The organism is Candidatus Bathyarchaeia archaeon (assembly GCA_038873195.1).
In the GTDB taxonomy this organism is placed as follows: domain Archaea; phylum Thermoproteota; class Bathyarchaeia; order Bathyarchaeales; family Bathycorpusculaceae; genus DSLH01.
The window spans coordinates 392,135-401,467 of record JAVZEV010000001.1 but is presented as its reverse complement, the minus strand read 5'-3'; the positions used below and the strand labels follow the sequence as shown (position 1 = coordinate 401,467).

Annotated in this window: 11 protein-coding genes and 1 pseudogene; 8 read left to right on the top strand and 4 right to left on the bottom strand. The window is 36.6% G+C overall.

The window, feature by feature from the left end; genetic code table 11:
- Window positions 1-142 precede the first annotated feature (142 nt).
- The 6 genes and pseudogenes from QXW63_02305 to QXW63_02280 all read left to right on the top strand — a co-directional run bounded on the left by QXW63_02305 (window position 143) and on the right by QXW63_02280 (window position 2,828).
- A complete protein-coding gene (locus QXW63_02305) occupies window positions 143-694 on the top strand; it encodes a hypothetical protein (protein ID MEM3460731.1) in 552 nt (183 codons plus the stop codon).
- Between the two features lie 56 nt (window positions 695-750).
- Window positions 751-1,014 carry a hypothetical protein gene (locus QXW63_02300; GenBank protein ID MEM3460730.1) on the top strand — a complete coding sequence of 88 codons (264 nt, stop codon included), beginning with the start codon at window positions 751-753 and terminating at the stop codon, window positions 1,012-1,014.
- Window positions 1,015-1,128: 114 nt separating this feature from the next.
- On the top strand, window positions 1,129-1,485 hold the full coding sequence (locus QXW63_02295; GenBank protein MEM3460729.1) for a hypothetical protein: 357 nt from the start codon (window positions 1,129-1,131) through the stop codon (window positions 1,483-1,485).
- Between the two features lie 236 nt (window positions 1,486-1,721).
- A pseudogene (albA, locus tag QXW63_02290) lies at window positions 1,722-1,925 on the top strand (DNA-binding protein Alba).
- Between the two features lie 427 nt (window positions 1,926-2,352).
- Window positions 2,353-2,598 (top strand): hypothetical protein, encoded by a 246-nt coding sequence (locus tag QXW63_02285; protein ID MEM3460728.1) that lies wholly within the window; start codon window positions 2,353-2,355, stop codon window positions 2,596-2,598.
- Window positions 2,571-2,828 (top strand): hypothetical protein, encoded by a 258-nt coding sequence (locus tag QXW63_02280; GenBank protein ID MEM3460727.1) that lies wholly within the window; start codon window positions 2,571-2,573, stop codon window positions 2,826-2,828. Before QXW63_02285 ends, QXW63_02280 begins: the two co-directional genes overlap by 28 nt.
- Window positions 2,829-3,051: 223 nt before the next feature.
- Here QXW63_02280 and QXW63_02275 read toward each other — a convergent pair whose 3' ends face one another.
- From QXW63_02275 to QXW63_02265, 3 genes are all read right to left on the bottom strand, one after another.
- On the bottom strand, window positions 3,052-5,445 hold the full coding sequence (locus QXW63_02275) for an AAA family ATPase (GenBank protein ID MEM3460726.1): 2,394 nt from the start codon (window positions 5,443-5,445) through the stop codon (window positions 3,052-3,054).
- Entirely contained in the window at window positions 5,423-5,602 is a 180-nt protein-coding gene (locus QXW63_02270) for a hypothetical protein (GenBank protein ID MEM3460725.1), read from the bottom strand. Before QXW63_02270 ends, QXW63_02275 begins: the two co-directional genes overlap by 23 nt.
- A 92-nt stretch (window positions 5,603-5,694) precedes the next feature.
- The gene (locus QXW63_02265) at window positions 5,695-5,865 is read right to left on the bottom strand and encodes an AbrB/MazE/SpoVT family DNA-binding domain-containing protein (protein MEM3460724.1); all 171 of its coding nucleotides are present in this window, start codon (window positions 5,863-5,865) and stop codon (window positions 5,695-5,697) included.
- A gap of 124 nt (window positions 5,866-5,989) precedes the next feature.
- Between QXW63_02265 and QXW63_02260 the strand changes: the two genes are divergently transcribed.
- Window positions 5,990-6,880, top strand: coding sequence for a hypothetical protein (locus tag QXW63_02260; protein ID MEM3460723.1), 891 nt, complete (start codon window positions 5,990-5,992; stop codon window positions 6,878-6,880).
- Window positions 6,873-7,988, top strand: coding sequence for an IS6 family transposase (locus tag QXW63_02255; GenBank protein MEM3460722.1), 1,116 nt, complete (start codon window positions 6,873-6,875; stop codon window positions 7,986-7,988). The genes QXW63_02260 and QXW63_02255 overlap by 8 nt, the downstream gene beginning before the upstream one ends.
- Window positions 7,989-8,040: 52 nt before the next feature.
- Here QXW63_02255 and QXW63_02250 read toward each other — a convergent pair whose 3' ends face one another.
- Complete coding sequence (locus QXW63_02250) at window positions 8,041-9,198, bottom strand: hypothetical protein (protein ID MEM3460721.1); 1,158 nt, start codon at window positions 9,196-9,198, stop codon at window positions 8,041-8,043.
- Window positions 9,199-9,333 lie beyond the last annotated feature (135 nt).

Genomic DNA, 9,333 nt, shown 5'->3' with positions numbered 1-9,333 from the left:
AGAGAATAGCGGCGACCTATGAAAAGATCATTTGACATAATAATCTGTCTGTTATTTATGTTAGTAATGAAGATTGATCTTTCACAAAAGTTAAATTTCCTGTAGAACTCATTTCTAAAAATGAAGCGTAGGTAGATTACTGATGGCTGAACAAGTAGAAGACTTTCGCTTCTTAAAACCTATTGAACATCTACCGCCCACAAAAAGGAGGAAACCTAGTTTCTACGATGAAATAATTAGCGAGTTTATAGAATCTGGTTTAAAATACGCAGAGGTTAAAGAAACTGGAAGAGCCCCTGAAACAGTTCAGATAATGTTAAGCCAAAGGTTAAAAGAGAAACAATTAACGTTCATCAAAGCCCGAATAAGAAATAAAAAAGTTTACCTAGAAAGAGTGGACGCACGGGAAAAAACGCTTTGCGACTTTGTTGACAAGAACTACTCGCTCGAAGAAGCACCATTCGAGGAAACTTCACCTAAAGACGTCAAACCCATAATTGATGTAGTGCATTTGTTAAACTCTGTAATAATAAAAGTTCGCTGCCCAAAATGTAAGGCCTTAAACACAAAAGATGCATATCGCTGCCGAGAATGCAATTATAACTTTTACAAGAACGAAGAGGAATATCAAGAATCACTCAGATCAATTGAAAAATTAGAAAAAGAGCTAAACTCTAAAGAGAAAAGTACTTAGAGCTTTAAAATTATTAAGCTAAATCTTTGATAGAATGAGTAAGGTGGCATTACTAAATGTCTGGTGAGAAAAAAGAAAACTTGCGCTTTTTAGTACCAGTAGAAAGAATACCTGGAAAAAGGAAAGGAAGAGAACCAATATACGATGAGATAATAAAGGAGTTTGTAGAATCTAACTTAAAATATGCAGAAGTCAAACTTATGGGCAAAGCACCAAGCACAATAAACCAAGTTCTGCGAAAGCGACTGAAAGAAAAGAAAATCGATAATATCAAGGTAAGATACAGAAACAAAAAAGTCTACTTAGAAAGGCTAGAGTAATCACGGAAGCGCTCGATTCTATTTCAAAGAAACTGTAGTAAGCCTAAGATATGATGTGCGTAAAACTTTTTTACGATTATTCTTATGATTCGTTATGAATGGAGCGCTTATCGATTGGAGTTTATCGAAAAGATGATAGAACTTGACGCCTATGGCAAACAAGTATTGAAAAAGTATGGCGTTGATAGTTTTCATTCTATTAATGGACAACGGTATCTTGAGATATGTTCTGAATTAAAAAAAGTTTGTTCTAAAGCTGGTATAAACTTACCAACAAACCCTCCCCCTATACTAAAATCAAAATTGATAGATATTGTGGAAATTTTCGTAAAAAGAGATGAATCTTTTTTAAGCTTTATTGAATCAAAAGTTATTAACCCCTCTGGGGGTCAAAGGCACCTATCTTTTGATGATTATAAAATGATATGTCGCTTCTATGCAATACAAATAGTAGAGAAGGCGTGGAAATGAACAAAAGGGATATCAATATCAATACTATGATTAGAAAATTGGAAAGAAAAGCTCTTCAATTAAAAATACTACGTAAGCCTCTGGATTCTTCAGATTGGGCTAAAGTTAAGTCCACTTTCAAAGAAATATTAATTATAAAAAACATGTCTGTCGAAGAAAAACGTTTCCAAGAAGTATCGAAAACTCTAGTTAACGTAACTGATGTCTCATCTGGAAGAAAAAGTAGTAATCAAGCTATACCCACACAAGGTGTTTTAGTGGGATCAAAACCGTTGATGAACTATGTATTGGCTTGCATAACCCTCTTTAACAGCGGAGCAAAAGAAGTTAACGTTAAGGCAAAAGGGAGATCAATAAGCAGAGCCGTAGACGTCGTTGAAATTGTTAGACGTCGATTCTTGCCAGACGTGAAAATAAAGAAAATCGATATTGGAACAGACAATACTTCATCTTCATTTTTCGAGATATCGCTTTCTAGAGGTGGTGATGATTCATAGAGCAACTCAGCGAGTTCGTTCTTAATGCGAATTTATCCTTCACTGCGATTCTGTTGGCTTTAATTGGAATAATAATGCCTCTTTATTTAAACACGGTAGATGAGAATTGAAGGAAAACGTATAAGCACTTGTTATATATTTTTGCTTTGGATTTTGTGTTAGGCGCGATTGTTAACATTGCTTGTTTATTTACTTTTACAAGCATAACATTCTTACAATTTACAACGCCTTTTAATGTCCAAGATTTAATTCTATACTTGTTTACAACAGAGATGATGATACTAGCAACTGGTGGAATATGGTTTATTATTAAAATATTACATCCACGCGAAGAGTAGTAGACTGGATAAAAGAAGTACCCAGAGATGACGTGTCTCAAAAACTGCAGAATTCATTGGGTGCACACTTAACTGTTTTTAGGCTTTCAGGTCATGATGAGAAACTAACAGCGTTAATTGAAGGGAAGAAAGTTTCCGTAAAATTAGAGAGAAAGTATGCGGAAAAAGCTGGCGAAGAATCAGTTGTAGGTGAAGTAATCAATTTCAGAGGACTGGTCTATGCACCAATAAATGAACAAGGTGTCATTTTTTGTTTAGCAAAGTCAGCAAAGACTTAAACATAGAAATAGAGGAAATAAAAACTGGTTTTCCAGACGCTATAGGGCGGGTTAAAACAAGTCGAGGTTATGCGAGGCGCACTATAGAGTTTGAATACAAAAGTTCCAATTATGATCACCTTCCAAAAAAATGCGACATATTGGTTTGCTGGGAACATGATTGGCTCGAATGTCCAGAAGACATCGAAGTGATAGCATTAAAAGATGTAATAAAGGAACTACGCCAGTAATCATTATAGTGTTTTCGCTCCAATACCTTATGGCACTATTTCTTAATAGCAACATACATTTTCGCTCGCAACTCTCCCTTGGAATCCCTATGCACATCTTTTTTACTCCCATATCCATTTCGAAACGACCTTTTGGTGCACCCGCTTTTGCAGCATTTTCTTCAATCGACAAAGCTTTAATATATTCAAATTTTCTGCTTAATAAATAGTAAAAAGAAGCGTGTTAACAGACTATTTCTGTCGGCTGTGTGCACCGACTATTTGGGCACCTAATTCGCCTTATATCTTGATAATATTTGAGAAGTGTTCCGCAAGTGTTGCATTTAAGAGCATTATGCAGTTCATGAACAGCTTGGCAGAACCGTTTAACTTCGTTCATTGAAACATTTTCTGCCTCCAAATTATCATGAGAGAGAAGATTTCCCATTAGCGTTGTCGCTTCCAGCTCTTGAAAACATTTGACAATCTGTTGCTTAAATTGTGAATCTTTCGCGAGCTCCATGATCCGTGTCTTTGCAGGCATAAAAAGATCCGCTACTGTATATCCGGTTGTTTTAAAGACGGGTCTAGCTTGCATCGTTTCGCAAATGTTCTTGAGAAGCCACTCTAAGTATCGTCTGCCTTCGTTTGCTGCTCCTGATTTATCGCCAGAGCTGATTTTACTCTCAACACGTTCCCAGCGAGGCTTATAGGGGTCTATTACTGGACCAGTCTCGAGCGTCCACTTTACTATTTCAAGGTTTTTGCAGTTGCCACTAACTCCGTAGGCACGTTGTGCCGCGCAAAGTTGTTCATACCATATTGCATCATGCGTCGTTATAAAAAGTTGATAATCTTTGAAATGTTCAAATAAAAGCTTACATATCAACCCTCTATGTTGTGAATCTATTGTGGTAACTACATCATCCAAAATAATGAAGTTGCAATCTTCATTGAACTTTTTTACAAAGGCTAGAAATATGCATAAGCCAAGCGAATCAAGATGCCCTTCGCTTGTGAAAGCACGCGGATCTTCAATTAAGCCGAAAGATTCTATCTTTAGTTCCGTACTTGCTCGACGAGCTGGTACAACACTTATTTCAATGTTTTTATGTGGGTCATTCGGATGAAGCGTTGAATAAAAAATGTTCACATTTCCTTTTATTGATTCATAGATTTCGCCAATCTTTGCCTTTTTGGTTTCAGAAAACATTTCATAAATTATTTTCGCCATGCCAAGTTGTTTTTCATCCGCAACAAGAGCTTTTTCAACTTCATTTAATTCTGTAACTAAAGCACTTATTCGATTAGCAAGAGTGATCACATCCATTTTCTTTTTCCAATCACTCGGGACACCTATTTTTTTGAATATATTCTTACACTTCATGTGAGATGATTTGATCAGCTTCTGAATTTCCATTAGGTTTTGCCTAAATTCATTAATTGGCATTTCTTCCTCTATTTTAAGCTCTTTTGCCAGCCTTAGTTTATCTTTAAATTTCTCTAACATCCTCTGCATTTTTTCAAGTTTAACTCGAGCCTTGCTGAGTTGCTCAAGTTGCTCCAGATGTTTGCGAATTTCGTCTATATCCTCTTCAAGAGAACCTAGCTTATCTTCGATGTCCGAAGCTATCCGTCTCACCTCCGTTGCTTCTGCCGAAAGTGCACTCAAAGTTTGAAGACGACTCTTGATTTGTTCAAGTAATGTTTGCCTATCAATTTCTTGTCCGCAAAGTGGACAGATGTTTCTTTCGTCTTTTTCTACGGCTTGTTGTCCCTTTGTAAGGAAATCCCGAAGGAAAAGTTCCCTCTTAATCTTATCCTCAAAAAATGGCTTTAGTTCCAAATTAAGGTCAGTAAGATAACTAATTATTTCCTCGTCGATAGAGAATCGCCCGAGTTGTTCAATTATTTCGTTGAGTTTCATAATTTGCTCAAGGTTGGTGGATTCCTTGAAACTTTTAAGGAATTGTTCACTTAACGTGCTGATTTCAGCGAAGGATGTCAGTGGAGCTAGGTTTACCTCTTTTATTTTTTCATTTACTAACTCTAAAGCTTGCTTAATACTTGTGATATTCTCACCTAGATACTCCGATATCCTTGAAAAAATGCTATCCAGTCTGTTTCGCTTATTAGTGACATTTTCTTCCAGCTCTTCGTAGGCACGTTTCATTGCAAGTTCGACATTATCTAATCGTTCGATTCCAATTATACTGGCAATTGCTCGAAAGCGTTCTGCAGGGATGCTTGCAATAAACTTCAGAACTTGTGATCTTCGCAATATGAAGGTTCCTCTTTGAGCAGCTTCAAAATATCGTTTTAATGATGCTGGGGGGTCGGGGTTTACTTCGAATGTGCGTTCCAAGGTAATGTTACCAGGGTCAAACGTTACCTTGATAGAGACATCTTCTTTTTTAAAGTTCTTATGAGGAGCATGTTTAGATAATGATAGACTTTGAGTACCTTCACCTTCAAACATCGAAAGTTTGCCTGTGAAAAAGAATTCAAACGCTTCAACTATGGAGCTTTTTCCGGTAGCATTTTCTCCTCGCAATATCAAATTTTTGCCATCAAAATTCAACTCTAGATCAGGAATACCTCTGAAGGCGTGAATATCAATTGCCTTTATTTTGGGCATTTTCACACGCCTCTTTCAAAATAATCCTTATTTCGTCTTTAGAATCTAATTTACCGTTTTCCCAAAGCTCTTTTAATTTGTCAATAAGTTTAGTAGGCAATTGAGCTACTTCTAATTTTTTAATAAACTCATTAAAAATATCTTCCTTTAGTGACATCTAATCACTGTTCCTGGAGTTTCAATTAATAATTCTAGAATGCACGATAAAAAAATTGCGTTAAATGTGTATATATCAAGGTATGCATTTGTTTATTTTAAAGGTTTCACAATGATTACAAGTTTTCCATTTTCCGCCTTGATTTCCCATTCAAGTTTATCTCCTTTCTTTAGGTTAAATTGGTTAACAATTCCAGAAGGGACCGTTGTCCTTAAAGACTTGCTCGTTGTTGTTGCTTTTGAAAGAACAGTTACTTCTCCCATTTTCCTCAACCAGTTAATAGGTAACTATGTTTATAAAATTTCTTAGCAATTTGTTACCAAAAGACTTATATTACCTATTGTGTTACCTATGTGTTACCTAAAAGTAGGTAACTAGGTGTTGCGTTTGCAAGACGATGAAGAGATAATTCATCAAAATTTGAAAACAAATGGTCTTCTTTTAGACTTTAACCATAAAGCTCTCGGGAAGAAATCTGCTGATTTAAGCGAAATCAAAAAGCAGCTTGAAGAGATCTGTTCAGAGATAGCATTACGCTATAATTTATCTCATAGGAGTGGAAAGCCACGCAAGAGTACCATCATTGAAGTTATTGCAAAATCCCCATGTCTTGCGTGCGTAACCAGGAAACTTTCCGATCAATCAGCAGCCAGCGATGTCGAAGCCTTATACAAGGAATGCCACAAGTTAGCTGTTAATGTTCTAGTTGAAGAGCTTTATTATCTCTTTAATCAGATGAATTATAAAGTTCTGATTTCAACAGAGGCAGAATTACAATATGGAAAAGTTGACATCTTAATTACTGTGACAAACTATGGATTAAGTTTGAAAAACTCTGCCAAAGAACTTCTGGTAGAGGTTAAAACTGGGAATTCGTTATCGCTCACTCAGATTTTCAGATATCTATTTGATTCGAAAAGCGAGAATATAATCGTTTGGAGAATTAGAAAACGTCAAGTATTAGTCTTCAATGTTAACGAGATTAAGCCACTTCTTATCGAATTTATTAAAATGCTTTGTTTAAGAGGTGTAAGATTGCTTTCATCTCAGCAAATTCAGCCTTGCCAGCATGAGCGGGAGCGTTGTCATCAACCTAAACAAGAGAAGTTGGAGGAAATGTTTAGGGATTTTTCAAAAGCTTTGATAGAGACGTTACCGTCGATTTTGCAGATTATAATTGAGAAATTAGGGATTTCTACCTTGCAGTCTCATGGGAATACTTATACGCGTATGAATGAAGGCACGACTTCAACTTCTCAAGGTGATGAAGATGTATGAGAAACGTGAGAATAAAGGTCTAGAACTGGCAATAAAGGGATACGTTATACAAGTTAGCTCAACAGAATTTGAAGTGTTATCTGAAAATGCTAATGGCGCTTATAGAGTTAGTTGGGAAAAAAAGCGTTGGGTTTGTACATGTCCCGACTTCATACATAAACGCAAAAAATGCAAGCACATCTATGCTGTGTGCTATTTCCTTACGCTTCGAGACATACAAGCAGGAGTGCAAAAACTTAACGACCGAGAAAAATGTCCAAACTGTGGATTAGATGACCTAGTGGTCAAAGATGGTTTTAGCGAAAGTAAAAGTGGTTTAAAACAACGCTATTATTGTAATAGATGCAAAACAGGTTTCATATGTAATACAGGATTTGAAGGTATGCACGGGCAAGCAGTGGCGATACTTATTTCGTTAGACCTTTACTATAGAGGTTTAAGCCTAAGACAGATAGCGGAACACTTACAATCCGTCTACAGAATCTCGGTAAGCCATGGAACAATTTTCGGTTGGATAAAGCGCTATGTCTCTATAGTGAACGAATACCTAAGCCATCTAAACATAAAAGCATCTGGAAGATTGCATGCTGACGACACCGTTGTCAGAGTAAAGGGCAGACATTTGACGGTCTGGGGTATGCTTGACGGAGAGACAAGACTTTTGATAGCGAAACATATAAGCAGCACCAAAGACACAAAAGAAGCGTCAAAATTTTTGGAACAAGGCTTAACCAAAAATGCAGAAAAACCTTTAGAAGTTATGACAGATAGCGCACCCCAATATGCAAGCGCCATTAATGAGATGTCAGCCAAAGTTGATCCACTAATACACATACAAGCAGGCATATCAACACCATTAACCAATAACAAAATGGAACGCTTTTTCAGAACTCTGAAACAGCGATACAAGACAATAAATAACTTCCAAAGCCAAAATACTGCTAAAATTTTTCTGAATGGCTTTGAAGTATTTTATAACTTCTTAAAGCAGCACAGGGCATTAAATGGAAAATCGCCTGCAGAAGCAGCGGGTCTGGTGGCTAATAAGGTAAATTGGCTTGATATGGTCAAAAAAGCCAAAAATGAACATTGGCTAATAGATTTTTAACATCCTTAATATTCTTAACTACACGTGCGACAAAATTCCATTTAAATGATGTCTAATGTACAGATATTATGGGTCTAAGCACTGTACCCGGTATCCTCTTAAGCCCCGTCTTTAGGATCTTTGGAAGTAGCACATCTATTATTCTGATCCATTCAAGGAATGTATTCCAATCTCCTTTCTCATAAAATGGGTAAGGTATGCCAACAGTTTGCGCAGGAGTCTTGCCCCCCAATACCTTCATTGGAGTTAAGTAGTTCGTTCCGATAACAGCAATAGTCAGATAATTGCGTAGAACTTTAAGGGAGCCATATCTCCTTCTCTTGCCTATAGTATTCCTGAGTCTTCGAATGCAACGTTCTATTTTGCAGAGTTCTTTCTTTTCAAATGGTTTTAGCCTTTGAAATTCATGCTTAACTAGGCTTTTTGGAAGGTACTTTTCCGCCGCCTGAACCATCGCTTTTAGCTTATCTCCTTTGGCGATGTCTGGAAGACTCTTGAGTTTTTCTATAGCTAACCCAAACAATATTTCAAAGGCTTTTCTATCTCGCTTTTCTGATGCATAATGTGCTATTATAAATCTTCCATCTGAATCTAAAGCTACAATGGCATAATAGTATGACCTTTTGCGACGTCTAATCTTTGTGTTTAATAAATCCCTATTGATAGTCGTCTGCTTTCCTTTTCTTTTGTGTCTCCATTTTCGTGAAAAGGCATCATCACACATTAAACACGAACAATTTAGTCCGCCAAGTAAGAGTATCATAAAATCGTTAACATCTAGGAACTTCGACGCTGCTCTATCTTTAATATCATATAGAGTTTTTTCGTCAGGTATTTTTGACTTTAAGATTTGAGAATTAGCTTTACCCATCTCCTTTCTTTGATTAAAAATATCTACATAGATCTGGCTAACAAACTTACCAGCGAAAACGCCTCTAATCGTGACGGATATAACCCAATCCTCAAAGTGTGTTCCTATAAATGTTTTATGCTTGAATTTTTTGCCACATTCTTTACAATGGAAGTACGGCTTAACTCCCTCATAGGTAGGTATGTTCATCACGTTAGCGCTACCACATCGAGGGCAAAATTCACGTCCATAGTATCTCCCAAAATTTTGGGCAATATGTTGCAAATACCCAAGTATTTTACTGCGGTCAAAATAGTTGTCAAAACTCCCATCCCTAAGCATTTGAATAACGTCTTTCAATGTAACCTTCTCCAAGTCAAGTAGCGCTTCCTCGGAACTACAGAATTTGTCTAGAGTTACTTGCATCATCATTAACCCTCAGAAAATTAACAAAATCCGAAGAGAAGAAACTTAGAATCTAACATTTCCCCTAAC